26 protein-coding genes and 4 pseudogenes are annotated in these 24066 nt (G+C 70.2%); 18 read left to right on the top strand and 12 right to left on the bottom strand.

Annotated features, from left to right (window positions below; all coding sequences use genetic code 11):
- The first annotated feature begins 67 nt into the window (after nucleotides 1-67).
- The 5 genes from LP418_RS18325 to LP418_RS29950 are packed head-to-tail and all read left to right on the top strand — an operon-like array spanning nucleotide 68 to nucleotide 4185.
- Nucleotides 68-661: an ABC transporter permease subunit gene (locus LP418_RS18325; protein WP_257953140.1), complete on the top strand. Its 594-nt coding sequence runs from the start codon at nucleotides 68-70 to the stop codon at nucleotides 659-661.
- The gene (locus LP418_RS18320) at nucleotides 607-1275 is read left to right on the top strand and encodes an ABC transporter permease (RefSeq protein ID WP_257953139.1); all 669 of its coding nucleotides are present in this window, start codon (nucleotides 607-609) and stop codon (nucleotides 1273-1275) included. Before LP418_RS18325 ends, LP418_RS18320 begins: the two co-directional genes overlap by 55 nt.
- Nucleotides 1272-1928, top strand: a complete 657-nt coding sequence (locus LP418_RS18315) for an ABC transporter ATP-binding protein (protein WP_257953138.1) — start codon at nucleotides 1272-1274, stop codon at nucleotides 1926-1928. Before LP418_RS18320 ends, LP418_RS18315 begins: the two co-directional genes overlap by 4 nt.
- Nucleotides 1907-2356, top strand: coding sequence for a TOBE domain-containing protein (locus tag LP418_RS18310; protein WP_257953137.1), 450 nt, complete (start codon nucleotides 1907-1909; stop codon nucleotides 2354-2356). The genes LP418_RS18315 and LP418_RS18310 overlap by 22 nt, the downstream gene beginning before the upstream one ends.
- A 41-nt stretch (nucleotides 2357-2397) precedes the next feature.
- Nucleotides 2398-4185, top strand: a complete 1788-nt coding sequence (locus LP418_RS29950) for an acetyl/propionyl/methylcrotonyl-CoA carboxylase subunit alpha (protein ID WP_272496281.1) — start codon at nucleotides 2398-2400, stop codon at nucleotides 4183-4185.
- Here the strand turns inward: LP418_RS29950 and LP418_RS18295 are convergent, their stop codons facing one another.
- Genes LP418_RS18295 through LP418_RS18275 form a run of 3 tightly spaced genes read right to left on the bottom strand, consistent with a single transcriptional unit; the run spans nucleotide 4186 to nucleotide 6418 of the window.
- Nucleotides 4186-4641, bottom strand: coding sequence for a hypothetical protein (locus LP418_RS18295; protein ID WP_257953136.1), 456 nt, complete (start codon nucleotides 4639-4641; stop codon nucleotides 4186-4188).
- Complete coding sequence (locus LP418_RS29945; RefSeq protein ID WP_272496280.1) at nucleotides 4595-5470, bottom strand: calcium-binding protein; 876 nt, start codon at nucleotides 5468-5470, stop codon at nucleotides 4595-4597. Before LP418_RS29945 ends, LP418_RS18295 begins: the two co-directional genes overlap by 47 nt.
- A 39-nt stretch (nucleotides 5471-5509) precedes the next feature.
- A complete protein-coding gene (locus LP418_RS18275; RefSeq protein ID WP_257953135.1) occupies nucleotides 5510-6418 on the bottom strand; it encodes an SGNH/GDSL hydrolase family protein in 909 nt (302 codons plus the stop codon).
- A 9-nt stretch (nucleotides 6419-6427) separates the two neighbouring features.
- Here LP418_RS18275 and LP418_RS18270 point away from each other — a divergent pair.
- From LP418_RS18270 to LP418_RS18230, 7 genes and pseudogenes are all read left to right on the top strand, one after another.
- Nucleotides 6428-6634: pseudogene (locus tag LP418_RS18270) on the top strand (hypothetical protein); the annotation flags it as partial.
- Between the two features lie 130 nt (nucleotides 6635-6764).
- Nucleotides 6765-7115: a hypothetical protein gene (locus tag LP418_RS18265; RefSeq protein ID WP_257957273.1), complete on the top strand. Its 351-nt coding sequence runs from the start codon at nucleotides 6765-6767 to the stop codon at nucleotides 7113-7115.
- The gene (locus LP418_RS18260) at nucleotides 7112-7504 is read left to right on the top strand and encodes an FAD-binding protein (RefSeq protein ID WP_257957090.1); all 393 of its coding nucleotides are present in this window, start codon (nucleotides 7112-7114) and stop codon (nucleotides 7502-7504) included. The genes LP418_RS18265 and LP418_RS18260 overlap by 4 nt, the downstream gene beginning before the upstream one ends.
- Nucleotides 7407-9743: pseudogene (locus tag LP418_RS33800) on the top strand (FAD-binding dehydrogenase); the annotation flags it as partial. The gene LP418_RS18260 and the pseudogene LP418_RS33800, both read left to right, overlap by 98 nt.
- Before the next feature lie 89 nt (nucleotides 9744-9832).
- Nucleotides 9833-11431, top strand: a complete 1599-nt coding sequence (locus LP418_RS18240) for a hypothetical protein (RefSeq protein WP_442939943.1) — start codon at nucleotides 9833-9835, stop codon at nucleotides 11429-11431.
- Complete coding sequence (locus LP418_RS33795) at nucleotides 11350-11532, top strand: hypothetical protein (RefSeq protein WP_442940281.1); 183 nt, start codon at nucleotides 11350-11352, stop codon at nucleotides 11530-11532. Before LP418_RS18240 ends, LP418_RS33795 begins: the two co-directional genes overlap by 82 nt.
- A gap of 13 nt (nucleotides 11533-11545) precedes the next feature.
- Complete coding sequence (locus tag LP418_RS18230; RefSeq protein ID WP_257953134.1) at nucleotides 11546-12214, top strand: biotin/lipoyl-containing protein; 669 nt, start codon at nucleotides 11546-11548, stop codon at nucleotides 12212-12214.
- Here LP418_RS18230 and LP418_RS18225 read toward each other — a convergent pair.
- From LP418_RS18225 to LP418_RS18215, 3 genes and pseudogenes are all read right to left on the bottom strand, one after another.
- Nucleotides 12211-12336: a hypothetical protein gene (locus LP418_RS18225; RefSeq protein WP_257953133.1), complete on the bottom strand. Its 126-nt coding sequence runs from the start codon at nucleotides 12334-12336 to the stop codon at nucleotides 12211-12213. The two genes, LP418_RS18230 and LP418_RS18225, sit on opposite strands and share 4 nt — an antisense overlap.
- A gap of 97 nt (nucleotides 12337-12433) precedes the next feature.
- Nucleotides 12434-12871, bottom strand: a pseudogene (locus tag LP418_RS33790) (SpoIID/LytB domain-containing protein); the annotation flags it as partial.
- A gap of 281 nt (nucleotides 12872-13152) precedes the next feature.
- Nucleotides 13153-13428, bottom strand: a complete 276-nt coding sequence (locus tag LP418_RS18215; RefSeq protein ID WP_257953131.1) for a hypothetical protein — start codon at nucleotides 13426-13428, stop codon at nucleotides 13153-13155.
- 241 nt (nucleotides 13429-13669) lie between these two features.
- Between LP418_RS18215 and LP418_RS18210 the strand changes: the two genes are divergently transcribed.
- Both LP418_RS18210 and LP418_RS18205 read left to right on the top strand, forming a co-directional pair.
- Nucleotides 13670-14260 (top strand): hypothetical protein, encoded by a 591-nt coding sequence (locus tag LP418_RS18210; RefSeq protein ID WP_257953130.1) that lies wholly within the window; start codon nucleotides 13670-13672, stop codon nucleotides 14258-14260.
- Between the two features lie 12 nt (nucleotides 14261-14272).
- On the top strand, nucleotides 14273-14569 hold the full coding sequence (locus LP418_RS18205) for an antibiotic biosynthesis monooxygenase family protein (RefSeq protein WP_257953129.1): 297 nt from the start codon (nucleotides 14273-14275) through the stop codon (nucleotides 14567-14569).
- Between the two features lie 47 nt (nucleotides 14570-14616).
- Here LP418_RS18205 and LP418_RS18200 read toward each other — a convergent pair whose 3' ends face one another.
- From LP418_RS18200 to LP418_RS18190, 3 genes are all read right to left on the bottom strand, one after another.
- A complete protein-coding gene (locus tag LP418_RS18200; protein ID WP_257953128.1) occupies nucleotides 14617-14997 on the bottom strand; it encodes a hypothetical protein in 381 nt (126 codons plus the stop codon).
- A gap of 157 nt (nucleotides 14998-15154) precedes the next feature.
- Complete coding sequence (locus tag LP418_RS18195; protein WP_257953127.1) at nucleotides 15155-15994, bottom strand: sigma-70 family RNA polymerase sigma factor; 840 nt, start codon at nucleotides 15992-15994, stop codon at nucleotides 15155-15157.
- Between the two features lie 157 nt (nucleotides 15995-16151).
- Nucleotides 16152-16502, bottom strand: a complete 351-nt coding sequence (locus tag LP418_RS18190; RefSeq protein ID WP_257957272.1) for a hypothetical protein — start codon at nucleotides 16500-16502, stop codon at nucleotides 16152-16154.
- Here LP418_RS18190 and LP418_RS18185 point away from each other — a divergent pair.
- The 4 genes from LP418_RS18185 to LP418_RS18170 all read left to right on the top strand — a co-directional run bounded on the left by LP418_RS18185 (nucleotide 16421) and on the right by LP418_RS18170 (nucleotide 20580).
- Nucleotides 16421-17557 carry a DUF222 domain-containing protein gene (locus tag LP418_RS18185; RefSeq protein ID WP_336276099.1) on the top strand — a complete coding sequence of 379 codons (1137 nt, stop codon included), beginning with the start codon at nucleotides 16421-16423 and terminating at the stop codon, nucleotides 17555-17557. The two genes, LP418_RS18190 and LP418_RS18185, sit on opposite strands and share 82 nt — an antisense overlap.
- Before the next feature lie 355 nt (nucleotides 17558-17912).
- Nucleotides 17913-18395: a hypothetical protein gene (locus LP418_RS18180; RefSeq protein ID WP_257953126.1), complete on the top strand. Its 483-nt coding sequence runs from the start codon at nucleotides 17913-17915 to the stop codon at nucleotides 18393-18395.
- A 140-nt stretch (nucleotides 18396-18535) separates the two neighbouring features.
- Nucleotides 18536-19363 (top strand): S1 family peptidase, encoded by an 828-nt coding sequence (locus LP418_RS18175; protein WP_257953125.1) that lies wholly within the window; start codon nucleotides 18536-18538, stop codon nucleotides 19361-19363.
- Nucleotides 19364-19449: 86 nt separating this feature from the next.
- Complete coding sequence (locus tag LP418_RS18170) at nucleotides 19450-20580, top strand: bifunctional GNAT family N-acetyltransferase/class I SAM-dependent methyltransferase (protein ID WP_257953124.1); 1131 nt, start codon at nucleotides 19450-19452, stop codon at nucleotides 20578-20580.
- A gap of 156 nt (nucleotides 20581-20736) precedes the next feature.
- On the opposite strand, the gene LP418_RS18165 is transcribed toward LP418_RS18170, so the two are convergent.
- The 3 genes and pseudogenes from LP418_RS18165 to lpdA form a co-directional block, all read right to left on the bottom strand.
- Nucleotides 20737-21258 (bottom strand): GNAT family N-acetyltransferase, encoded by a 522-nt coding sequence (locus LP418_RS18165; protein WP_257953123.1) that lies wholly within the window; start codon nucleotides 21256-21258, stop codon nucleotides 20737-20739.
- 7 nt (nucleotides 21259-21265) lie between these two features.
- Nucleotides 21266-22657, bottom strand: a pseudogene (locus LP418_RS18160) (NAD(P)H-quinone dehydrogenase).
- Complete coding sequence (gene lpdA, locus LP418_RS18155) at nucleotides 22657-24060, bottom strand: dihydrolipoyl dehydrogenase (protein ID WP_257953122.1); 1404 nt, start codon at nucleotides 24058-24060, stop codon at nucleotides 22657-22659. The pseudogene LP418_RS18160 and the gene lpdA overlap by 1 nt, the downstream one beginning before the upstream one ends.
- Nucleotides 24061-24066 lie beyond the last annotated feature (6 nt).

Genomic DNA, 24066 nt, shown 5'->3' with positions numbered 1-24066 from the left:
CCGGCACGTCGGCTGTGGCACGGCCTGCTCGTCGCGCCCCTCGCCGTACCCGCCTTCGTCAACGGCTATGCGTGGATCTCGCTGGACCGCTCGATCCACGGCTTCGGTGGGGCGTTCCCGGTCATCACGCTCTCCTACTACCCGCCTCGTCTACCTCCCCGCCGTCGCCGCGCTCCGCGGCCTCGACCCCGCACTGGAGGAGGCGTCGTGGTCGCTGGGCCACAGCCGGTGGCAGACGTTCGCCCGGGTCGTCCTCCCGCAGCTGAAACCCGCCCTGCTGGGTGGCGTGCTGCTGGTCGGGCTGCACCTGCTCGCCGAGTTCGGCGCCCTTGCACTGCTCCGCTTCCCCACCTTCACGACGGCGATCTACGACCAGTACGGCTCGACCTTCAACGGCTCCGCCGCGACCGCGATGGCCGGCGTCCTCGTGCTGCTGTGCCTCTTCCTCCTCCTCGCCGAGCTGCGCCTGCGCGGCAGCCGCCACTACGCCCGCATCGGCCACGGCGCCGCGCGACTGTCGGAGCCGGCGCAGCTCCGCGCCCTCCGGTGGCCGCTGGTGGCGCTGGTCGCCGCCCCCGGTCGGGCTCGCGGTCGGCGTGCCCGCCTATGCACTCGTGCACTGGCTCGTCGTCGGTGCCTCCACCGAGTTCCCGATCGGTGAGCTCCTCGCCGCCACCGGCAGCACCGTCGGACTGGCCGCCGTCGGCGCGATCGCCACCACGCTCGCCGCGATCCCGGTCGCCCCGGCTGGCCGTCCGACACCGCAACCGCGTCAGCACCCTCGTCGAGCGCAGCACCTACGTCGCCAACGCCCTGCCCGGGATCGTCGTCGGCCTCGCGCTCGTCGTCGCGAGCCTGCGCCCGGTGCCGGTGATCTACCAGACGGCGCTGCTGCTGATCGTGGCCTATGCGATCCTCTTCCTGCCCCGCGCCGTCGTCTCCGTGCGCTCCGGCCTCGAGCAGGCGCCCGTCGTGCTGGACCACGTCGCGCAGAGCCTCGGCACCGGCCCGATCGCCACCGCCCGGCGCGTCACGCTGCCGCTGATCGCGCCCAGCCTCGGCGCCGGGGCCGCGCTCGTCTTCCCGGCGATCTCGACCGAGCTGACCGCCACGCTGATGCTCAGCCCCATCGGCACCCGCACCCTCGCCACCGAGTTCTGGTCGGCGTCCTCTGAGCTTCGGTACGGCGCCGCGGCGCTGCACGCACTGCTGCTGGTCCTGATCTCCGTGCCCGCCACGCTGCTGCTGATGCGGCAGGAGAGACTGACGCCATGAGTGCCTTGACCATGACGGGAGTGCGCAAGGCGTTCACCGACACCGTCGCCGTCGACGACGTCAGCCTGCACGTGCCGCACGGCTCGTTGACGGCCGTGCTCGGCCCGAGCGGGTGCGGCAAGACCACGCTGCTCCGCCTGATCGCCGGCTTCCCCGGCCCCCGACGCGGGCACGATCGCCTTCGACGACCGGATCGTCGCGGGCCCGGGGCCGACCGGTGCAGCCGCAGGAGCGCAAGGTTGGTTATGTCCCCCGGGGAGGGCGCCCTCTTCCCGCACCTCGACGTCGCCGGCAACATCGGCTTCGGACTGCCGCGGGCACTCCGCCGATCCCCGGGGGCAGAAGGAGACCGGATCGACGAGATGCTCGACCCGGTCGAGCTGCCGCGCGTCTTCCGCACCCGCCAGCCGCACGAGCTGTCGGGCGGGCAGCAGCAGCGGGTCGCGCTGGCCCGCGCCCCGGCGCCGGGCCCCAGCGTCGTGCTGCTCGACGAGCCCTTCTCCTCCCTCGACGCCTCGCTGCGCGAGTCCACCGGGCGCGCCGTCGCCCGTGCCCTCCGGGCCGCGCGCGCCACCGGGCTGCTCGTCACCCACGACCAGTCCGAGGCGCTGTCGCTGGCCGACCAGTCGCCGTGCTCCGCGACGGGCGCCTGATCCGGGCCGGCTCCCCCGCCGACGTCTACCTCACCCCGCACGACCCCGAGCTCGCCCGCTTCGTCGGCGGCGCCACCTCGCTCGAGGGCCGGACCGGTGAGGGTCGTGCGGCGACGTGTGCCCTCGGCACGGTCACCCTGACGCACCCCGCGGCGGCCGACGCGCTCGTGCTCGTCATCCGCCCGGACCCGGTGGTGCTCGACCCCGGCGGCGTCGAGGCGCACGTCGACGAGGTCAGCTTCTACGGCCACGACGCCGCGTTGCGACTCACCGCCGGCAGCACCGCGCTCGTGGCGCGAGTGCCCGGCCCCTCGGCCCCGGCGGCCGGTGACACCGTCCGGATCCGGGTCCAGGGGCGCCGTACACGCCTACCCGGCTCCCGTCCGCGACTGAGACCTCGGTCGGGGGCGTCCGACGGGGGGCGATAGTCTCCGCAACGGAAGTCGTCGAGGAAGCCGGGGAGTATTTCGTGCCCGAGAACCGGGGGTTGCAGAAGGTCCTCATCGCCAATCGTGGCGAGATCGCAGTGCGCGTCATCCGCGCCTGCAAGGACGCCGGTATCGGCAGCGTCGCGCTCTACGCCGACCCTGACCGCGACGCCCAGTTCGTCCGGCTCGCGGACGAGGCCCACGCGCTCGGTGGCGCGACCCCGGCGGAGACCTACCTCGACATCGCCAAGATCCTCAAGGTCGCAGCCGACTCCGGCGCCGACTCGGTGCACCCCGGCTACGGCTTCCTCGCCGAGAACGCCGAGTTCGCGCAGGCCGTGATCGACGCCGGCCTGATCTGGATCGGACCGTCCCCCGCGGCCATCGAGGGCCTCGGCGACAAGGCCAAGGCCAAGCAGATCGCCCTCGCCGCCGGGGCCCCGCTGGCTCCGGGCCTCAAGGACGCCGTCAAGGACGCCGACGAGATCATCGGCTTCGCCAAGGAGCACGGCCTCCCGGTTGCCATCAAGGCGGTCTTCGGCGGCGGCGGTCGCGGCCTCAAGGTCGCCCGCACGCTCGAGGAGATCCCCGAGCTGTTCGAGTCGGCCGTCCGCGAGGCGATCAGCGCCTTCGGTCGCGGCGAGTGCCCGGTCGAGAAGTTCCTCGACCGCCCGCGCCATGTCGAGACCCAGTGCCCGGCCGACCAGCACGGCAACGTCGTGGTCGTCTCGACCCGCGACTGCTCGCTGCAGCGCCGCCACCAGAAGCTCGTCGAGGAGGCGCCCGCGCCGTTCCTGACCGACGAGCAGAACAAGCGCCTCTACGACTCCTCCAAGGCGATCCTCAAGGAAGCCGGCTACGTCGGCGCCGGCACCTGCGAGTTCCTCGTCGCCGCCGACGGCACCATCTCCTTCCTCGAGGTCAACACCCGCCTCCGGGTCGAGCACTGCGTCTCCGAAGAGGTCACCGGCATCGACCCGGTCCGCGAGATGTTCCGCATCGCTGCCGGCGAGGAGCTCGGCTACGACGACCCCGAGGTCCGTGGCCACTCGATCGAGTACCGCATCAACGCCGAGGACGGCGGCAACAACTTCATGCCCGCCCCCGGCACGCTGACGGTGTGGAACCCCCGTCGGGCCCCGGCGTCCGCCTCGACGGCGGCTACGTCGCCGGCGAGACGATCCCCGGCAACTTCTGACTCCCTCGTGGCCAAGCTGATCGTGACCGGCAAGGACCGCACCCGGGCGATCGAGCGCTCCCGCCGGGCACTGTCGGAGTTCGAGGTCGACGGCATGCCGACCGCGATCACCTTCCACGAGGTCGTCGTGAACGACCCGGCCCGGGTCGGTGCGTCCACCCCGTCCGGCGAGGGCGACTTCACCGTCTACACGACGTGGATCGAGACCGACTTCGACAACCAGATCGTCCCCTACTCCGGAGCCTCGGCCGACGCCGACGAGCCCGAGGAGCGCCAGAAGGTCACCGTCGAGGTCGGCGGTCGCCGCCTCGAGGTCGTCCTCCCCGCAGGTCTCGGTGGCCTGTCCGTGGGCGGCGGCGCGGGTGGACCGAAGAAGCCCAAGCGTGCGGCCAAGAAGGCCGGCGCCGCGGCGTCCGGCGACTCGGTCACCTCACCGATGCAGGGCACCATCGTCAAGGTCGCCGTCGAGGAGGGTCAGGTCGTCGCCGAGGGTGACGTCATCGTCGTCCTCGAGGCGATGAAGATGGAGCAGCCGCTCAAGGCCCACAAGTCCGGCACCGTGACCGGCCTCGTGGCCGAGGTCGGCGCCACCGTCACCAACGGCGCGGTCATCTGCGAGCTCAAGGACTGATCAGCTCGGTCCGGGACGTCTCCTCGAGCCCGGTGACGGTGTCCTTCGCGGTGATCCGGAAGCCCCGGTCGTGGCCGTCGCCGCCGTCGATGGTGTCGGCCTTGCTGGACCCGGTGACGACGTCGTCGCCGCCGAGCATGGCGGCGTGCAGCGGGAAGTAGTAGCTGCCGACGACGACGTCGGGACCGTCGGTGCCCGAGTAGGTCCAGGGCAGAACTCGTCACCCGGGGTGACGTCCTCGAGGCCGACCGCGGTGCCCGTCGAGGAGACGGCCGCCGACGACACCCGGCCGGCGAAGAAGCTCACCTCCCGGGCGCCCGTGGCCTCGTCGAAGACGGCCGTGCCGCCCTGCGGGCAGCACTCGGTGGAGAAGCTGTCGAGCACGGGGCTGCTCAGGAGCCCGGAGTCGTCACCCGGCCCACCGTCCACGACGTAGCCGCCCTCGGCGACCGCCATGCCCCGGAGGTCGTCGTGGCCCTCGTCGCCGTACGCCCTGGACCGGCAGGGTGCCCCACGCATTGACACGGTCGCTGCCGGGTCCGCCGTGGAGCACGTCGCGGCCGCCGAAGCTCGAGATCGTGTCGGGGCCCTCGCCGCCCTCCACGACGTCGTCGCCCCCGGCCGCGGGCCGGTAGGAGCCGCCGTCGAGCAGGTCTCGGCCCCCGAGTCCCTCGAGCGTGTCGTCGCCCGGGCCGCCCATGAGGATGTCGTTGCCGTCCGACCCGGTGATGGTGTCATCGTGGGCCGACCCGATGATCCACAGCTTGCTGACGAGTCGGATCCGGTCATGGCCCTCCCCGCTGACCGATCCCCACCGACCCGGTGCCGAGAGGTCCAGCACGACCGCCACGTCCGAGTGCGCCATCGTGACCTGCTCGTAGCCGTCGTAGTCGTTGCCGCGCGGGTCGACGCCCGGCACGAGGCGGTCGTCCCCGGGCCCGCCCTCGAGGGTGTCGCCGTACCACGTGCCGCCGCCACGATCGATCGTGAACCCGTTCAGCTGTCCGTAGAGCCGGTCGTCGCCATCGCCGCCCCTGATCCGGTCCCGGCCGTCACCGCCGCAGACGAGGTCGTCGCCATCGCGGCCGTCGATCCGGTCGTTGCCCGCGAGCCCCACGATCACGTCGCGTCCGTCCGTGCCGCGCAGGTCGTCCTTTCCCGGGGTGCCGACGAGGGTCGCGACCTCGCCGCGACACGGGGCGCCCTCGGAGGAAGCTGCGGCGCCGGACCAGCCGAGGCCGGAGGCGACGACGAGGACGGTCAGGGCCACGCGAGAGACGGTCATGCCCTTGGGACTACCCCGGGCGCTGGTCGGTTACGCCCGTCAGTTGCGGACGATCGCGTCCCGCGGCGGCGTGGCCCGCTCGCCCGCCGGCGCGTGGTCACCGGTGACGGCCGCGAACACCTCGGCGGCGACGCCGCGCATCCCCGCGAGCACCGGGTGGAAGGGCGCCGCGATGCCCAGCCGCATCTGCGGACCGTTGATCCACGCCGCCTTGCCCGCGCAGACGTCGTGTCCTTCCGAGGCCGGGTCGACATCGACGTACGCCGCACCGCCGGCCTCAGCACCCGCGCGCAGCGACGCGTTGAGGCGGGCCGCGACCTCGGCGGCGGCCGACAGCTGGGCGGGCGGCAGCGGGACGGCCCGGCAGGTCTTCTCCTCGGGCAGCACCTGCGGGTAGCCCACGACGAAGACCTCGGCGTCCGGAGCCCGCTTCGCGATGGCGCGTACGGCGCCCGCCACCCGTTGCTCCACCCGGCCGGCGTTGCGCAGGAGTGCCTGCTCGCGGGTCGCCGTACAACCGTCGACGCACTCGAGGAGCGACGAGAAGATGCCGAAGTCGTTGCCGCCGATGCCCAGCGTCACGAGGTCGGTCTCGGCGGACAGTGCGGCGAGCTGCGGGGCCACGCGCTTGCCGTCGACCGGGCGCTGGCGCGAGGTGAGGTCGTCGGTGTCGGCGGCCGAGCAGGTGACGTCGGTGTAGGTCTCGACGGAGAGCCAGCCGGCGAGGAAGGCCGGGTAGTTGTCGGTGGAGCGGACGCAGCCCGAGGGGTCGGAGCGGATGGTGGTGATCAGCGGGCCGGCGCTGTAGGAGTCGCCGAGCGCGACGTAGTCGATCTCGGCCGGCAGGTCGCCGAAGGTGCGGGGCTCGAGCATCCCCTCGGCAGCATCGCCGCTCCAGCACGCCGTGGTCGTGAGGAGGAGGACAGCCGGGACGGCGAAGCGGCGCATCGACCGATCATGTCACCGACTCCCTCACGATCCAACTTAGAGAGCATTCACTTTCTAAATGCTACGGTGTCGTCATGCCCACGCCGACCACCAGCCGCCGCAGCCGGGCCGAGCGCCGCGAGGAGACCATCGGGCGCCTGCTCGGACGCGACCGAGGTGGTCGTCGCCGCAGCCGGCTACGCCCACACGACCGTCGCCGCGGTGTGCGCGGAGGCCGGGCTGAGCCGGGGCGCGCTCTTCCGGCACTTCCCGCACCGCCGGGCTCTCCTCGTCGCGACCGCTGAGCGGGTGGCCGAGCGGCAGACCGACGAGTTCGCCTCGCAGTTCGCCGGCGTGACCCTGAGCGGTGACACGGTCCTCGGACGCGCTCGTCGCCCTGCGCCGGCTCGTGCGCTCACGCTCCAACCGGGTCTGGCACGAGCTCGTGCGCGCCGCCCGCACCGATGCGGAGCTCCGTGCCGACCTCGAACCCGCGTTGCGCGACTACCACCGGCGTACCGCCATCGCGGGCAACGCCTTCGCCGGCGACCTGTGGAGCAACGACTTCCGTGCCGTGCTCCGGATCATCGTCAACTACCTCGACGGCGAGGCCGCCGTGGCCGAGGTCCTCCCCGATCCGCGGCGAGACGACGCAACGCTGCGCCTCCTCGCCGGCCTGACCCAGCCCTTCTTCACCTCACACCGGGAGACACCATGAGCACCCCGGACGCCATCGTCGTCGGAGCCGGCATCGCCGGCCTCGTCGCCACCCACGAGCTCGTCCGGGCCGGCAAGTCCGTGCTGGTGCTCGACCCAGAGAACCGCAACAACCTCGGCGGCCGGGCCTTCTGGTCGCTCGGCGGACTGTTCTTCGTCGACTCCCCCGAGCAGCGCCGGATGGGCATCAAGGACTCGCGCGAGCTCGCACTGGCCGACTGGCTCGGCTCCGCCGGAGCCCGACCGCCTCGAGGGCGAGGCCGCCGAGGACACGTGGGGACGACGTTGGGCCGTGGCGTACGTCGACTTCGCGGCCACCGAGAAGCGCGACTACCTGCGGGCCCCGGGGCTGAGGTCGCTGGCCTTCGTCGGCTGGGCCGAGCGTGGTGACGGCAGCGCCAGCGGTCACGGCAACTCCGTGCCGCGATTCCACCTCACGTGGGGCACCGGCCCCGAGGTCGTCCGCGTGTTCGCCGAGCCCGTCCCGGAGGCCGAGAAGGCCGGCCTCGTCGAGTTCCGCTTCCGTCACCGGGTCGACGAGCTCGTCGTCGAGGACGGTGCCGTCGTCGGCGTCCGGGGCACCCGACTGGTCGAGGACGACTCCGCGCGCGGAGTGAAGTCGAGCCGCGAAGCGGCCGGGACCTTCGAGCTGAATGCGCCCGCAGTCGTCGTCACGTCCGGTGGCATCGGGCACAACTTCGACCTGATGCGGCAGAACTGGCCGGTCGAGCGGGTCGGACCCGTGCCGCAGCACATGATCGCCGGGGTGCCGGCGCACGTCGACGGGCGGATGCTCGCTATCAGCGAGTCGGCCGGCGGCCGCGTGGTCAATCGCGACCGCATGTGGGCCTACGTCGAGGGGGTCCACAACTGGGACCCGGTCTGGCCTGACCACGCGATCCGCATCCTGCCCGGCCCGTCATCGATGTGGTTCGACGCCAACGGCAAGCGCCTCGTCGGCCTGTCCGGCGTCCCGGGGTCCGACTCGATCGGGTCGATGAAGCAGGTCCCGGCCGCCGGCGCGGACTACTCGTGGTTCATCCTCACGCAGTCGATCATCGAGAAGGAGTTCGCGCTCTCGGGTTCCGAGCAGAACCCCGACTGGACCGACAAGGATCTCAAGATGATGGTCACCGAGCGGATCCTCGGGAAGGGCGCGACCAAGCCGGTGGAGGCGTTCAAGGAGCACGGTGAGGACTTCGTCGTGGCCGACACACTCGAGGAGCTCGTCGACGGCATGAACGCGTTGGCACGTGGCGACAAGGTCCTCGACCACGCTCAGATCCGCTCCGCGATCGAGGATCGCGACCGACAGGTCGACAACCCCTTCACCAAGGACGTCCGGGTGATGGCGATCCACAACGGGCGCAAGGACCGCACCGGCAAGCTCATGCGAGTCGCCAAGCCGCACAAGATCCCTGGATGGCGGGCACGGCTCGCTCATCGCCGTACGCCTCAACATCTTGTCCCGCAAGACTCTCGGCGGGCTGGAGACCAACCTCGACTCCCGGGTGATGCGCGCCGACGGCACTCCCCTGCCCGGCCTGTACGCCGCTGGCGAGGTCGTGGGTTTCGGCGGCGGCGGAGTGCACGGCTACAACGCCCCGGAGGGCACGTTCCCGGGCGGCTGCATCTTCTCGGGACGCGCCGCGGGCCGGGCGATCGCCCGCGGTACGGACGAGTAGCAAAGGGGTGTGACACTGGGTCTCGTAGCCTTCGGCCCATGTTCACCAAGGTGCTCGTCGCCAACCGCGGCGAGATCGCGATCCGCGCTTTCCGTGCTGCCTATGAGATCGGGGCGCGCACGGTCGCGGTGTTCCCCCACGAGGACCGTGGCTCCGAGCACCGCCTGAAGGCGGACGAGGCCTACGAGATCGGCGAGCGCGGCCACCCCGTGCGTGCCTACCTCGATCCCGACGCGATCGTGGCGGTCGCGCTGAAGGCCGGCGCGGACGCGGTCTACCCCGGCTACGGCTTCCTCTCGGAGAACCCGGCGCTGGCCGAGGCCTGCGCCAACGCCGGCATCACCTTCATCGGCCCGACCGCCGAGGTGCTGACGCTGACCGGCAACAAGGCGCGCGCGATCGCCGCCGCCAAGGCGGCCGGCGTGCCGACCCTGCAGAGCGTCGAGCCCGGCACCGACGTCGACGTGCTCGTCGCGGCCGCCGAGGCGATCCCCGCACCCCTCTTCGTCAAGGCCGTCGCGGGCGGTGGCGGTCGCGGGATGCGCCGCGTCAACGACCGCTCGCAGCTCCGCGAGGCGATCGAGACCTGCATGCGCGAGGGCGAGGGCGCCTTCGGCGACCCGACCGTCTTCATCGAGCAGGCCGTCGTCGACCCGCGCCACATCGAGGTGCAGATCCTCGCCGACGGCGAGGGCAACGTGATGCACCTCTTCGAGCGCGACTGCTCCGTCCAGCGCCGCCACCAGAAGGTCATCGAGATCGCGCCTGCGCCCAACCTCGACCCGGCGATCCGGGATCGGATGTGCGCCGACGCGGTCCGTTTCGCGACCGAGATCGGCTACCGCAACGCCGGCACGGTGGAGTTCCTGCTGGATCCCGAGGGCAACTACGTCTTCATCGAGATGAACCCTCGGATCCGGGTCGAGCACACGGTCACCGAGGAGATCACCGACGTCGACCTCGTGCAGTCGCAGATCCTGATCGCGGCAGGCGCGACGCTGGCCGACCTCGGCCTGTCCCAGAGACGGTCTCGGTGCGTGGCGCCGCCCTCCAGTGCCGGATCACCACCGAGGACCCCGCCAACGGGTTCCGCCCCGACACCGGGAAGATCACGACCTACCGCTCGCCCGGCGGCTCCGGCGTCCGCCTCGACGGCGGCACGACCTACACCGGTGCCGAGGTCAGCGCGCACTTCGACTCGATGCTGGCCAAGCTCACCTGCCGGGGCCGGACCTTCGACAAGGCCGTCGAGAAGGCCCGCCGCGCGGTCGCCGAGTTCCGCATCCGGGGCGTCTCCACCAACATCGCGTTCCTCCGGGCCGTGCTCGACGACCCCGACTTCGCCGGCGGTCGCGTCACGACCTCCTTCATCGAGACGCACCCGCACCTGCTCTCGGCTCGCGCCTCCGGCGACCGCAGCAGCAAGCTGCTGACCTACCTCGCCGACGTCACCGTCAACCAGCCGTACGGCGCCGCGCCGGTGACCATCGACCCGGTCACCAAGCTTCCCGGCATCGACCCGGCCGCCCCGGCACCCGACGGGACCCGCCAGCAGCTCCTGCACCTCGGCCCCGAGGAGTTTGCCCGTCGGCTGCGCGCCCGGGACACCGTGGCGGTCACCGACACCACGTTCCGCGACGCGCACCAGTCGTTGCTCGCGACCCGGGTCCGCACCCGCGACCCGGTCGCGGTCGCCGGTCATGTCGCCCGCACGACACCGCAGCTGTGGTCCCTCGAGGCGTGGGGCGGGGCGACGTACGACGTCGCGTTGCGCTTCCCGGCCGAGGACCCGTGGGAGCGGCTGGCCCAGCTGCGGCAGGCGGTGCCGAACATCTGCCTGCAGATGCTGCTGCGCGGCCGGAACACGGTCGGCTACACGCCGTACCCGACCGAGGTCACCGAGGCCTTCGTGCAGGAGGCCGCTGCCACCGGCATCGACGTCTTCCGGATCTTCGACGCGCTCAACGACGTGGAGCAGATGCGTCCCGCCATCGAGGCCGTGCGGGCCACCGGGACGACCGTCGCGGAGGTCGCGCTCTGCTACACAGGCGACCTGTCGAGCCCGGACGAGCGGCTCTACACGCTCGACTACTACCTCAAGCTGGCCGCGCAGATCGTCGAGGCGGGCGCGCACGTCATCGCGATCAAGGACATGGCCGGGCTGCTGCGGGCGCCGGCCGCGCGCACGCTGGTGACCGCGCTGCGCCGGGAGTCGACCTGCCGGTGCACCTGCACACGCACGACACCCCCGGCGGCCAGCTCGCGACGCTGCTCGCCGCGATCGAGTCGGGCGTCGACGCGGTCGATGCCGCGTGCGCGTCGATGGCCGGCACGACCTCGCAGCCGGCGCTGTCGGCGCTGGTCTCCGCGACCGACCACAGCCCCCGCGAGACCGGGCTGTCGCTGGCGCACGTCAACGCGCTGGAGCCCTACTGGGAGGCGACCCGGCGCGTCTACGCGCCCTTCGAGTCCGGCCTGCCCGCGCCGACCGGCCGCGTCTACCGCCACGAGATCCCCGGCGGCCAGCTGTCCAACCTGCGCCAGCAGGCGATCGCGCTCGGCCTCGGCGAGAAGTTCGAGCAGGTCGAGGACATGTATGCCGCGGCCAACGACATCCTCGGCAACGTCGTGAAGGTGACGCCGTCGTCCAAGGTCGTCGGCGACCTCGCGCTGCACCTCGTGGCCGTCGGCGCCGACCCGCGCGCCTTCGAGGAGGACCCCGGTTCGTTCTGACATCCCCGACTCGGTGATCGGCTTCCTGAACGGCGAGCTCGGCGACCCGCCCGGCGGCTGGCCCGAGCCGTTCCGCACCAAGGCGCTGGCGGGCCGGACGTGGAAGGAACCCGCGTCGACCCTCACGTCCGAGCAGTCGGCCGGACTGGCCACCGACCGCCGCGCGACCCTCAACGAGCTGCTCTTCCCCGGCCCGACCAAGGATTTCCGTGAGTCGCGGGAGACGTACGGCGACGTGTCGGTGCTGCGCACCCCGGACTACCTCTACGGCCTGCGTGCCGGCGAGGAGCACTCCGTCTCGCTGGGCGAGGGCAAGACCCTGCTGATCGGGCTGGAGGCGATCGGCGAGCCCGACGAGCGGGGCATCCGGACCGTGATGTGCACGATCAACGGCCAGCTCCGACCGGTCGGCATCCGCGACCGCAACGTCGCCTCCGCGGTGGCGTCCGCGGAGAAGGCGGACACCTCCGACGGCGGGCACGTCGCGGCACCGTTCGACGGCGTCGTCACGGTCGGGGTCGCCGAGGGCGACACGGTCGAGGCCGGCCAGACGGTGGCGACGATCGAGGCGATGAAGATGGAGGCCTCGATCACGGCTCCGCGTGCGGGCACGGTCGCGCGCATCGCCGTACCGGGAACCCGGGCGGTCGAGGGCGGCGACCCGGTGCTGGTCCCGGGTTAGCGCTTTCGTGGTGTGGTCGTCGGCGTGACCGTGAAGGTGAACCACGACGACTTCAGGCCGAGCACGGTTCGCAGGGTGTCGCCGCTGATGTCGGCGCGACCGGCGTTGCCGAACAGGGTCATCGCCTGCACCCGTCCGCCCCACCTCGCCGTTGCCGTCGCGGGTCGCGACCTCGATCGAGGTGAGGTCGCCGATCGTCGGGTAGTGCTGCTCCAGCGTCGCGTCGTCCACGTCGAACGTCCGGGTCGCGTTCCTGTTGCCGGCCCAGCCGTCGTAGGGGTCCTCCTTGGCCACGAGGTAGGGCGTCGAGCCGGCCGCCGTCCAGCCGCCGCTGCTCGCGGAGAACTGGGTGAACGCGGGCAGTCCGTCGTAGAACAGGCCCTGACGGGCCGTCGCCTTGATCGCGGTCGTCGCGCTCGGGTGCTCGACGTCGTAGCCGCCGTAGACCCGGCAGTGGCTGGTGTCGCACAGGTCGTAGTGCGCGGCACTCGGGTGCGAGCGCTCCGCGGCGGCATAGGTCCCGGCCGCGACCGACTGCGCGCTCACCGCGTCCCGGCTCCACAGCGCCGGGATCTCGAGCGGCACGACGCCCTTGAGGTAGGCCTCGAGGCTCAGCAGGTTGACGGTGTCGCGGGTGCCCGCTCCGGGCGTCGGCATGGCCGAGCGGAGCCTGCCGCGGTACGTCGAGGTGGTGCCGTTCTTGACCAGCGCGAGCTTCTTCGAGGCCGCCGAGAGCTCCGCCTCGCCCGGGAAGGACTTCCGGGTCTGCCAGCCCGCCGACTTCCTGAACTGCACCCGGGTCCCGGCACCCGACGGCTGGAGCCGCCACCGCTTGGCGCCGTTGGCCGGCAGCGTCCACGTCGTCCGCTGGGTGAGCCGCGTGACCTTGAGCCCCGGCTGCGCGAGGACCTGAACGTCGCTCGAGGTGTCGCCGGAGATCAGCACCTTGATCGTTCCCCTGTGCTCCCCCATGTGGTGCCCGGGTAGTAGAAATCGATGATCTGGCGCCACGTGAGCCCCTGTTGCGCGGCCCCCTCGGCGCCGTACTGCGACAGGCCCTTGCCGTGCCCGTAGCCGTGCCCCGTGATCGTGATCGTGGCGGCGCCGCTGACCGGGAAGGTCTCGACCCGGCGCGCCTCGGCGGGCGCGGCGAGCGTGGTGAGGCTCATCGTGGTCGCGACGACGATGGTCAGGAATCGGGAAAGGCGGCGCATGAGGGCGTCGGACTCCGTGATCTGTGGGACGGGTGTGACTGGCGTGACGATTGATCAGAACATGGCCGGTCCACGCGGGACAACAGGGCGGCGAGAACTACAAACCTGTAGTTGTGCTTGGTGGTCTAGGGTCCGGTGATGGGGTGGAGGCCGTTCCGGAAGGCACGCCGGCGCAGGCTCGCAGAGCTCGATGCCCGGCGCGTCGCGCGCAAGCTGGCCAACGGTGACGTGACAGACCCGGGTGAGCAGCTGGCCGAGCTGCACATCGACACCCCCGGCCGACGACCTGAGCTCCGAGACCGCGCACCACTACCGGCAAGCGCTCGTCCACTACGAGCAGGCCAAGGACAAGGTCGACACGTCGACGACGGTCGAGGACGTCCTCGCATCGGAGCAGCTCCTCGCCGACGCCCACTACCACCGCGCGGCCGTGCTCGCGCTGGTGGCGGGCGAACCCCTGCCCGCCCGACGCGAGCCCTGCTTCTTCGACCCGCGCCACGGCCCGAGCATGAGCGACGTGGATTGGACGCCGCTCGGCGGCGTGGCCCGCACCGTGCCGGTCTGTGCCGCCGACGCACGACGTCTGGCGGGCGGCGAGGCTCCGGTGACGCGCTTGATCAGGATCGGCGACCGCTACGTCCCGGTCCACGAGGCGGGCGGCGTCGCAGCGATCCTCGACAGCCACCGCAGCCTCATGAACGAGCGACCGACGTCGCGCAACCGCAAGAACATGGCCGAGGCCCACTTGCGAGCGCGCGGCATCGGCGCAACGTTCGGTGGTGGCGGCGCAGGTGGGGAGGGCAGCGGTGACAGCGGTGGCGGCGGGCAGTGACACGATCGTCCGGTGATCCTCGAACAAGCCGTCCTGCCCGTCATCGCCGGCCGTGAGACCGAGTTCGAGGCCGCCTTCGACGAAGCCCGGCACATCATCGCCTCGATGCCCGGCTTCGGCGGACTGACGTTGTCCCGCTGCCTCGAGCGGCCCTCGGGCTATCTCCTGCTGGTGACGTGGGAGACGCTCGAGGACCACACCGAGGGCTTCCGTGGGTCGGCCGAATACCGGGAGTGGCGAGCCTTGCTGCACCACTTCTACGACCCGTTCCCGGTCGTGGAGCACTATGAGACGGTCCTCACCGCCTGATGTCCGGCGGTTGAGGAGGGCGCCCCACGCCCGTCACGAAACCCCGATCAGGCGCAGGCAGCAGCCGCCGCCGGGAAGGCCGCATCGATCGCCTCGAAGTCGAGGTGGGAGATCGACTTCGTTCCCGCGTCCGGTCCCTTGCGGAGGGTGCCGCCTGCCATCGTGCCGTGCGAGTTGATCAGGGTGTCCGAGCTGGCTCCCGCGGCGTCGGCCGGGACCTCGATCCCGGCGTCACACAGTCCAGTGAACTCGAAGGCCGGGTCGTGGAACGACATCCAGTTGGCGGACCCGGCCATGCCCTCGGCCGCCTTGTCATTGAGGTTCGTCTTGAAGCAGAAGTGTGCGCTGGCGGGTCCCGCGGCCACGGCAATGGCGGCAAAGGTGGCGATTCCCGTCGTGATCGATCGACGTACGAGCGTCTTCCCCATCTGATTCTCCTTTTTCGGCAGCAGCCGGGTCGGCCGCGTTCAGGAGCGCCAGCGTGGCAGTCGTCAAGTCGTCGCCGTACGAGCCGTCGCGGATGTACCCCACGAGGGGGTCGGGAGCCCGAGGCGCATGAACTGGTCGTCGTGGAACGTGGTGATCTCAGCGATCTTGCCGTCGATGACCCGCAGGACGTCGATGGTCAGTGGAAGGTACGCCTCCTCTTCCTCGTCCCACTGGTAGAAGGCGACGGCCGGCTGCCGGTTCACGGCGGTGGGGACGGCGCGCAGACCCGTCATCCGCTCGAAGCCGCTCTCGATCCAGTAGCTCACCACCGCCTCGCGGCCGACCTGCAGCCCCGGCGTGGGCGTAGCGGCGCACGAGCTCCAGCGTCTCGGCGTCCAGCTCGTCGCTGCTCCAATGCTGCCGCTCGGCGGGCAGGTGCTCCCGCATGTCGGCGCGGGCACGTTGCAGCGCGCTGTTCACGGAGTTGACCGAGTCCCCGAGAGTCTCCGCAACGTCCTTCGCCGACCAGCCGCCCACGTCCCTCAGGATCAGCACCGCCCGCGGTCGCGGCGCCAGATGCTGTACGGCGACGAGGTAGGCCAGCTCGATCGTCTCCCGCGCGACGGCGAGGACCTCCGGCTCGTCGGCGTCGTCCGCGGGCAGCTCATCCAGCAGCCGGTCGGGGTAGGGCTGCAGCCACAGCACCTCGCCGCCGGTCGCCGGGTCCGGTCGGCGCTTGGCGAGCAGGTCGAGGCAGGCGTTGGTGGCGATCCGGTATAGCCGGGCCCGGAACGTCGACCGCCCCTCGAAGGTCTCCCGCCGACGCCGGGCCCGCAGGAGCGTCTCCTGTACGGCGTCCTCGGCATCCTCGAACAAACCGAGCATCCGGTAGCAGTGCACGTGCAGCTCCCGGTGATGGCGCTGCGCCAACCCCGAGAACTCCCACTCGTCCATCTCGCCCATGCCCAGCTCCTCCACCCGCGTGTCCACGCTCATCACCGTCATCCTTCCGCCTCATCGAAACCTGTCGTAGGTATGACGGATGCGGGCGCGAGAACTCATCACTGCGACGCAATCGTGGGCCACTTTCGGGCGAAATGCCTGTGGATATCGAAATGCGCGAATTCGCCTGTGGATAACTCGAACACCTGTTTTAATCTATGCTTTTCAGGCGTAGAATCACGTCATGGAAACCACCCACGACAATGTTCACCAGCACCCGCTGCTGGACATTGTCGCGAGCCTTTCCGATCAGCTCGACAAGGCCACCACCTTCAACCCGACCTTCGTCCCCACCACCGACAAAGCCACCACGATGCGTCAGCTCTCCACGCTCATCACCCGCGCCCAAGGACTCCTGCTCACCGTCATGGCAGCCTCCGCTGACGTCGCCGACGAACACGGCGCCAAACGCGTCGGCCACTGGTACGCCGCCACCACCCGCCACGACCACCGACCCAGCATCGGCCTCGACCACCTCGCCCGGTCCCTCGACACCGACCACGTGCACTGGGTGCCGCGGTGCTCGACGGACGGGTCAACCTCGACCGGGCCGTCGTCATCGCCCGCGCCCTCGACGACCTCCCAGAAGAAGTCCCGACCGAGGTCCGCGAGCAGGCAGAGCTGCACCTCATCAGCCTCGCCGACGACTTCGCCCCCACCGAACTACAGCGCCCGGCGAGCAAGGTCCTCGAAGTCGTCGCGCCCGAGCTCAGCGAAGAAGCCGAACGCAAAGCCCTCGAACGCGAAGAACAACGCGCCACCGAACACACCCGACTGACGGTCACCCCGCGCGGCGACGGCACCAACCGGATCGGCGGCATCATCTCCAACGCCACCACCGCCCGGCTCATGACCTACCTCGAAGCCTTCGCCTCACCCCGACGCACCGCCTCCGAGAACGACGGCGAACGCATCCCCACCGCCAGACTCCTCGGCCTCGCGTTGGGCGACCTCCTCGAAGCACTCCCCGCTGACGTGCTCCCCGCGCACGGCGGCACCGCCACCACCGTCACCGTCCACCTCAACCTCGACCAGCTCACCGCGTCATTGGAGAAGTCCGGCGTCGCGACCCTCGACACCGGCGACACCATCACCGCCGGACAGGCCCGCAGGCTCGCCTGCCGGGCCAAGATCCTGCCCGCCGTCCTCAGCGGCAAGTCCGAGATCCTCGACCTCGGCCGATCCCGCCGGCTCCACACCGCCGCCCAACGCAAGGCCATCCGGATCCAGCACCACCAATGCCAGACCGACGGCTGCACCATCCCCGCAGCCCCGGTGCGAAACCCACCACCCCCACGCCCGGTCCGCCGGCGGCAAAACAGACCTCGACAACGCCGCCCTCCTCTGCTGCCACCACCACCACAGAGCCCACGACACCCGCTACCTCACCCAACAACTCCCCAACGGCGACTACCGCTTCACCGGGCGCACGTAGACCAACGCGAGGCGTGCACTTTCATGATGCGCACTCAACTGCTTGATGTGGGTGCGCAGGGCTGCTGGCCCGACAGCACTACGACGAGGGGATCCCTGCTCGTGGTGCACCAGAGCAGGTGATCGGGAACCCATTCCGGGCAGAACCGTCTCTCTACCGTGACCAGACGTAGTACTGCGTTCGCCACGCTCTTCGCCGCCGTGTGCGCCTCGCTCACCGGGTGTGGCGATCAGACGGGACCAGACCCGGCTGAGCCTGCTGCCTCGGCGACAACCTCGACCGAAACTGACGTGGCCATGACGCTGCCAGAGTCGTACGCATTCACGCTGACATCCTCGTGCGGTGAACGGGGCCTGCTTGGGGACTATCGGATCACCGTGCGCGACGAACAAGTACGGGCCGTCGAAAACCTGAACGACGACTACCCTGTACGAGCCGGAGCTTACTGAGATTCCAACCCTGCAAGGCATTGTTGACTTGGCTGAGTCCGCCCGACCCGACGCGGTCGAATACGTCGTGGACGACACGGGAGTGCCTCGGTCGCTCAGCCTCGATCCCATTCCAAATGGCATCGACGACGAGGAATGCTACGAAGTCACTGACCTCGTGACCTCGACCGCATCAGATACCAGCGTGGAAATCAGCAAGTCGTCCCGGCGGCCGGGCGACCCTTCGCGTAAGGCACTGATCAGTGGGGCGCTCGGCTTTACGTCCCGGGGATGCCCACACATCGGCACGGTGATGGGTGTCGTTTGGCCCGATGGTTTCACTTCCTCCGTGAAGCCGGATGGAGAGCAGGTCGTCGTCACCGCTGATGGCCGAGAGATTGCCGAGGGCGACTTGGTCGAAGCCGGGGGCGCAGCCGCAGCGACAAGAGCCGAACCGGGCATGCCGTGTGTTGAGCCGGGCACGACTCTCACCCTTATTCAGTCGTCGGTAAAGACCGTTCCCGGCCACTAGGCGCGAGCGCACTCAACTGCCGCGATACGCGCGGTTGCTGCACGCTTTGGACTCAACGGGGCAAACCCCGACCGGGCGGGATAACCCCGAGGGCGGTCGAGTCGTTGGAACTGGTCTGGGCCACTACTGGAAGGACCCCCATGCGTCTCCCGTCCCGTCTGACCGCCGGCGTTGCCGGCCTCGGGCTCGCTCTCGCCTCAGGACTCGCGAGCGGCCCAGCCGAAGCCATCGTCGGGGGCTACCAAGCCCGGGACGGCGAATTCCCGTTCATGGCCTCGATCCGGGACAAGGGCTCCTCAGGCAGCGACGGCCACTTCTGCGGCGGCTCGGTGGTCGCGAAGCGGTGGGTGCTCACGGCTGCCCACTGCATGGTGGACACCAACCCGCAAGACATCCGAGTCGGTGTCGGCCGGACCAACATCGACGATCTCTCGACCGGGCAGACCCTGTCAGTCGACCGGATCGTCGTGCACCCCGACTACGAGGAGACCGGCACCTTCGACGCGGCGCTGATCCACGTCTCCAGCGACATCGCTGCGCCGGCGATCTCCTTGGTCCCGCTCAGGGACAACAGCCTCGAACAGGACGGTGCGCCGCTCACGGTTGCCGGCTGGGGGACGGAGTTCTTCGGCTCGCCGTTCGTCTCGGCGAACCTGAAGGCGGTCGACGTCGAGGCGGTCGCGGACGAGAACTGCGTGACGAACGGGCTGATGGGCTTCCAACCGGGCTCCGAGCTCTGTGCCGAGACACTGGGTGGTGACTCCTGCCGGGGCGACTCGGGTGGCCCGTTGTTCGGCAACCTCGCCAACGGTCGCCGTGTCCGAGTCGGCATCGTCAGCTACGGACTCGGATGCGCCGTACCCGCGTTTCCGGGTGTGTACGGCGAGGTCAACAACCCGGTGATCCACAAGTTCATCACCTCGACCGCGGGGATCAGAGTCGCCGGGAAGGCACGCAAGAACCGCTGATCGCGGCCCACCGCCCCGGCGAGCACCGTCTGCCGAAGGTCCAAATCCCGTTGCCGCCCGGTGGTGGGCCTGCAACGCTCTGGGCCATGCATGAGGGTCCTTGGCCGATGCGGAGAGATGGCCTCCTCTTCCGTGAGGCCGTCGCGTCGGACATCGAGGCCTTGCAGGCCTTCCGGAACGACCCCGGGGTCAATCACTTCATGGTGCGCACCTTCGTGGATCCCGACGACTTGCGCCGTGAGTGGCTCGCCGTACCGAGCAACCCGACGGACTACTCCTGCGTCGTGGAGCTGGACGGCCGTGTCGTGGCGATGGGGTTCCTCGACGTCGTTGATGGTCCCGGTCAGCCCGGACGTCCCACGGGCACGGACGGCGTCATCGGCTACATCGTTGACCCCCGGGTCGCAGGACGAGGCGTCGGTACGGCAACCGCGCGAGCACTCCTGTGCGCGGCGTTCGACGGGCTCGGCCTGCGGCGGGTCACGGCCGCCGCAAACGCCGACAACATTGCGTCCGTAGCTGTGCTCCAGCGCGCGGGCATGCGCCGGGGAGCGCGTGGCCCGCAAGGCCTTGTGGCACCGGATCCTTGGCTGGCTGGACGAGGTGGAGTATGCGCTGCTCGCCGAGGAGTGGGCGCTGTCCCGAGATCCGGCATGGAGCGAGACCTCATGAGCGAGCAGTTCTACTCGGATGCGACGTTGTACGACCGACTGTTTCCCGGACGAGAGCAAGCCGTCGACTTCTACCGGACCGAGGCCGATCAACAAGGCGGCTCCGTCCCGGAACTCGGAAGTGGTACGGGACGGAAGCTGATCCCGATCGCGTCCGACGGTCATCCGTGCGCGGGCCTCGAGCTGTCGCCGCACATGCTTGCCGAGGCTCGGCGCAAGGCGGACGAGCGCGGCGTGGACGTGGAGTGGGTGCAGGGCGACATGCGCGAGTTCGACCTGGACCGAACGTTCGACCTCGTGCTCATCGCCGCGAACTCACTGCTCCATCTGCTGGAAGCTGAGGACTTGGTGCGCTGCTTCCGGTCGGTGCGACGACACTGGCGCCCGGAGCGCGGCTCGGCTTCGACGTGTTCAACCCGAGCGTGCACATGCTTGCCCGAGCCGACGGCACGCGACGCAGGCGCGACGCGTTGTCGTTCGTGGATCCCGATCGTGGCGTCGTGCATGTCGATGTCGCGGAGACCTACGACGCGGCCGCGCAGGTGACCCGCGGGAGGTGGTTCTTCTCGACCGATTCCAAGCCCGACTTCGTGATCGCGCCGCTCGAGATCAGGTGCATCTTCCCCCAAGAACTGCCGCTGCTGCTCTCGCTCGGCGGTCTCCGGGTCGTGGAACGCTTCGGAGACTGGTCCCGTACGCCATTCACCGCAGACGCGGCGCTACAGATCTACATCTGCGAAACGGCCTGACCGGGGTCAGAGCCCCGGGCGTGCGCCGAAGACCGGGGGCCGGACCGCCGAACTTGTCGATCTCGCGCTCGAGGACGAGTCCGACCTTCGCCGCTACCCGCTGCGAGGCCACGTTGTGCGGACGGATGATCGCGATCAAGTGCTCGACACCGGCGACGCGAGCGGTCTCTCGCACGGCCACGGCCGCCTCCGTCGCATACCCCTGACGACACAGGTCGGAGCGCACGTGCCAACCGGCCTCGACCCACCAGCTGCCGTCCACCTCCTGCATGGTCAAGCCGCAGTCACCGACGAACTCCCCGCGTGGGTCTCGATCACCCACAACCCGAACCCGAGCTCGGCATAGTTGCGCCGGTTCCAGGGCGATCCAGCCTTCCGGCCCTCGCGAGGCGGCGACGTCCAGCGTCGTGATGTCCGGCAGGTCGGTCTCCGTCATCTCACGGAAGCGGAGTCTGGACGTGGGGTCGGGCAACACCCGAGCGTCAGACCTTGTGCAACCGGCGAGCAGCCTCGGCGATCGAGCCGCTCAGCGACGGGTAGACCGTGAACGCCCGGGCGAGCTTGTCCGCGGTCAGCGACTCGGCGACCGCGAGGGACACGACGTGGATCAGCTCGGAGGCGCGCGGTCCGACGACCACTCCCCCGACGATGATGCCGGTGCCGGGGCGGATGAAGAGCTTGACGAACCCGTCGCGTACGCCCTGCATCTTGGCCCGCGCGTTGCCCGCGAGCGGCAGCATCACGACGTCGGCACGGATCTCGCCGGCGTCGACGGCCTGCTGCGACCAGCCGACCGTCGCGATCTCGGGGGCGGTGAAGACGTTGGAGGAGACCTTCTTCAGGTCGAGCGGCGCCACGGCGTCGCCGAGGAAGTGCCACATGGCGATCCGGCCCTGCATCGCGGCCACCGAGGCGAGCATCAGGACTCCGGTGCAGTCGCCGGCGGCGTACACCCCGCGAGCGGACGTGCGTGAGACGCGGTCGACCTTGATGAAGCCGCCGTCGTCGGTCTCGACGCCGGCGTCCTCGAGTCCGAGGTCGGCGGTGTTGGGGATCGAGCCGAGCGCCGAGGATGCAGTGCGAGCCGGTGACCTCGCGGCCGTCGGTGAGCCGGACCGTGACGACGTCTCCGGACCGTGTCACCGACTCCATGCGCGACTGCCCGAGCACCTCCATGCCACGGCGGATCGACACTTCCTCGAGTACGGCGCTGGCGTCGGCGTCCTCACCGGGCAGCACGCGGTCCCGCGAGCTGACCGGGGGTGACCGGGATGCCGAGTGCGAGGTAGGCGCTGGCGAACTCGAGACCGGTGACACCGGAGCCGACGACGATGAGCTTCTCGGGCACCTCGGTCAGGTCGTAGACCTGCTCCCGTGTGAGGATGCGCTCGCCGTCGGGCTGCGCGCTCGGCAGGGTGCGCGGTGCGGCGCCGGTGGAGATGAGGATCGAGTCGGCCTGCAGGGTCTCGTCGCCGACGGTGACCGTGAGGTCTGGGCCGAGTCGACCCCGGCCCTTGATGACCCGCACGCCGTCGCGCTCGAGGCGGGCCGCGATGTCGGTGGACTGGTCTGTCGCGAGCTGCTTGACGCGAGCGTTGACCTTGCCGAGGTCGACCTTGATCGACGTCGCCGCGTCGCCCTCGTGGTCGGCGAAGTCGATGCCGAGCTCGGCCGAGTCTGCCACCTCGGTCATCAGCTCGGCCGTCGCGATCAGGGTCTTGCTGGGGACGCAGTCGGTGAGGACCGCCGATCCCCCGATGCCGTCGGTGTCGACGACGGTGACCTCGGCCCCTGAGCTGCGCTGCCACGTGAGCGGCTTCGTAGCCGCCGGGGCCGCCGCCGATGATGACGACGCGGTTGGAGGAGGTGGGCATCAGAGGTTGATCATGTGGCCGGCGATGCCGTGAATGGCTTCCTTGACGGCTTCGGAGAGCGTCGGGTGCGCGAACACGTTGCGCCCGACCTCATCAGCAGTGAGGTCCCACTGCTGGGCCAGCGTCAGGACCGGCAGCAGCTCGGTGACACCGGGTCCGATCATGTGGGCGCCGATGATCTCGTTGTGCTCCGCGTCGGCGACGACCTTCACGAAGCCGACCGCCTCGCCGAGGCCCATGGCCTTGCCGTTGGCGGTGAAGGGGAAGGTCGCCGTCTTGACGTCGTAGCCCTTCTCCTTGGCCTGCGCCTCGCTGTAGCCGAAGGAACCGATCTGCGGGTTGCAGTAGGTCGCGCGCGGGACCATGTCGTAGTTGATCGCCATCGTCTCGGCGCCACTGATGGTCTCGGCCGCCACGATGCCCATGGCCTCGGCGACGTGGGCGAGCATCATCTTGCCGGTGCAGTCACCGATGGCGTAGACGTTGGGGACGTTGGTGCGCATGTAGTCGTCGATCTCGATCGCGCCACGGTCGGAGACGGCGACGCCTATGTTCTCCGGGCCGAAGCCCGCCACGCGCGGGGCGAAGCCGAAGGCGGCCGAGAACTTGCCGGCCTCGAGCACCTGCTCGTCGCCACCGGCCGCCGGAGCGACCGTCACCTTGACGCCGGAGCCGGTGTCCTCGACATTCTTCACGGCGGTGCTGGTCAGCACCTTCACGCCGAGCTTCTTGTAGTGCCGGGCCAGCTCCTTGGACACGTCGGCGTCCTCGGTCGGCACCATCCGGTCGAGGAACTCCACGATCGTCACGTCGACGCCGAAGTTGGCCATGACGTAGGCGAACTCGACGCCGATCGCGCCGGAGCCGCCGATGATGATCGACTCGGGGAGCTGGTCGCTGAGGATCTGCTCCTCGTAGGTCACGACGTTGTCCGAGAGCGTCACGCCCGGCACGAGGCGGACGGTCGCGCCGGCCGCGATGATCAGGTTGTCGAAGGTGTACGGCGTGGTGGCGCCGTCCTTCGTCTTCACGTCGACCGACGTGGGGCTGGTGATGGTGCCCCAGCCGTCGACCTCGGTGATCTTGTTCTTCTTCATCAGGAAGTGGACGCCCTTGACGATGCCGGCGCTCACGTCGCGCGAGCGCTTGTGCGTCGGGCCGAAGGACATCGTGGCGTCGCCCTCGATGCCGAACTTCGCCTTCTCGTGCTGGAGCGTGTGCGCCAGCTCGGCGTTCTTCAGCAGCGCCTTGGACGGGATGCACCCGACGTTGAGGCAGACACCGCCCCAGTACTTCTCCTCCACGACGGCGACCTTCTGGCCGAGCTGTGAGGCGCGGATCGCGGCGACGTAGCCACCGGGGCCGGCGCCGAGGACAAGGGTGTCGAAATGCGTGTCGGTCACGGGCCA

This window comes from Nocardioides sp. B-3 (assembly GCF_024703895.1).
Classification (GTDB): domain Bacteria; phylum Actinomycetota; class Actinomycetes; order Propionibacteriales; family Nocardioidaceae; genus Nocardioides.
Note: the sequence above shows the minus strand (reverse complement) of the source record. Positions and strands in the feature narration are given on the sequence as shown.

What these genes read in the sequence shown, in the direction of transcription:
- LP418_RS18325 (WP_257953140.1), top strand. Translation starts at nt 68, where the DNA reads ATGCGTGGATCTCGCTGGACCGCTCGATCCACGGCTTCGGTGGGGCGT.
- LP418_RS18320 (WP_257953139.1), top strand. Translation starts at nt 607, where the DNA reads ATGCACTCGTGCACTGGCTCGTCGTCGGTGCCTCCACCGAGTTCCCGA.
- LP418_RS18315 (WP_257953138.1), top strand. Translation starts at nt 1,272, where the DNA reads ATGAGTGCCTTGACCATGACGGGAGTGCGCAAGGCGTTCACCGACACC.
- LP418_RS18295 (WP_257953136.1), bottom strand. Translation starts at nt 4,641, where the DNA reads ATGGCGGTCGCCGAGGGCGGCTACGTCGTGGACGGTGGGCCGGGTGAC.
- LP418_RS29945 (WP_272496280.1), bottom strand. Translation starts at nt 5,470, where the DNA reads ATGACCGTCTCTCGCGTGGCCCTGACCGTCCTCGTCGTCGCCTCCGGC.
- LP418_RS18275 (WP_257953135.1), bottom strand. Translation starts at nt 6,418, where the DNA reads ATGCGCCGCTTCGCCGTCCCGGCTGTCCTCCTCCTCACGACCACGGCG.
- LP418_RS18260 (WP_257957090.1), top strand. Translation starts at nt 7,112, where the DNA reads ATGAGCACCCCGGACGCCATCGTCGTCGGAGCCGGCATCGCCGGCCTC.
- LP418_RS18225 (WP_257953133.1), bottom strand. Translation starts at nt 12,336, where the DNA reads ATGACCCTGTTCGGCAACGCCGGTCGCGCCGACATCAGCGGCGACACC.
- LP418_RS18215 (WP_257953131.1), bottom strand. Translation starts at nt 13,428, where the DNA reads ATGCGCCGCCTTTCCCGATTCCTGACCATCGTCGTCGCGACCACGATG.
- LP418_RS18200 (WP_257953128.1), bottom strand. Translation starts at nt 14,997, where the DNA reads ATGGGGAAGACGCTCGTACGTCGATCGATCACGACGGGAATCGCCACC.
- LP418_RS18195 (WP_257953127.1), bottom strand. Translation starts at nt 15,994, where the DNA reads ATGAGCGTGGACACGCGGGTGGAGGAGCTGGGCATGGGCGAGATGGAC.
- LP418_RS18175 (WP_257953125.1), top strand. Translation starts at nt 18,536, where the DNA reads ATGCGTCTCCCGTCCCGTCTGACCGCCGGCGTTGCCGGCCTCGGGCTC.
- LP418_RS18170 (WP_257953124.1), top strand. Translation starts at nt 19,450, where the DNA reads ATGCATGAGGGTCCTTGGCCGATGCGGAGAGATGGCCTCCTCTTCCGT.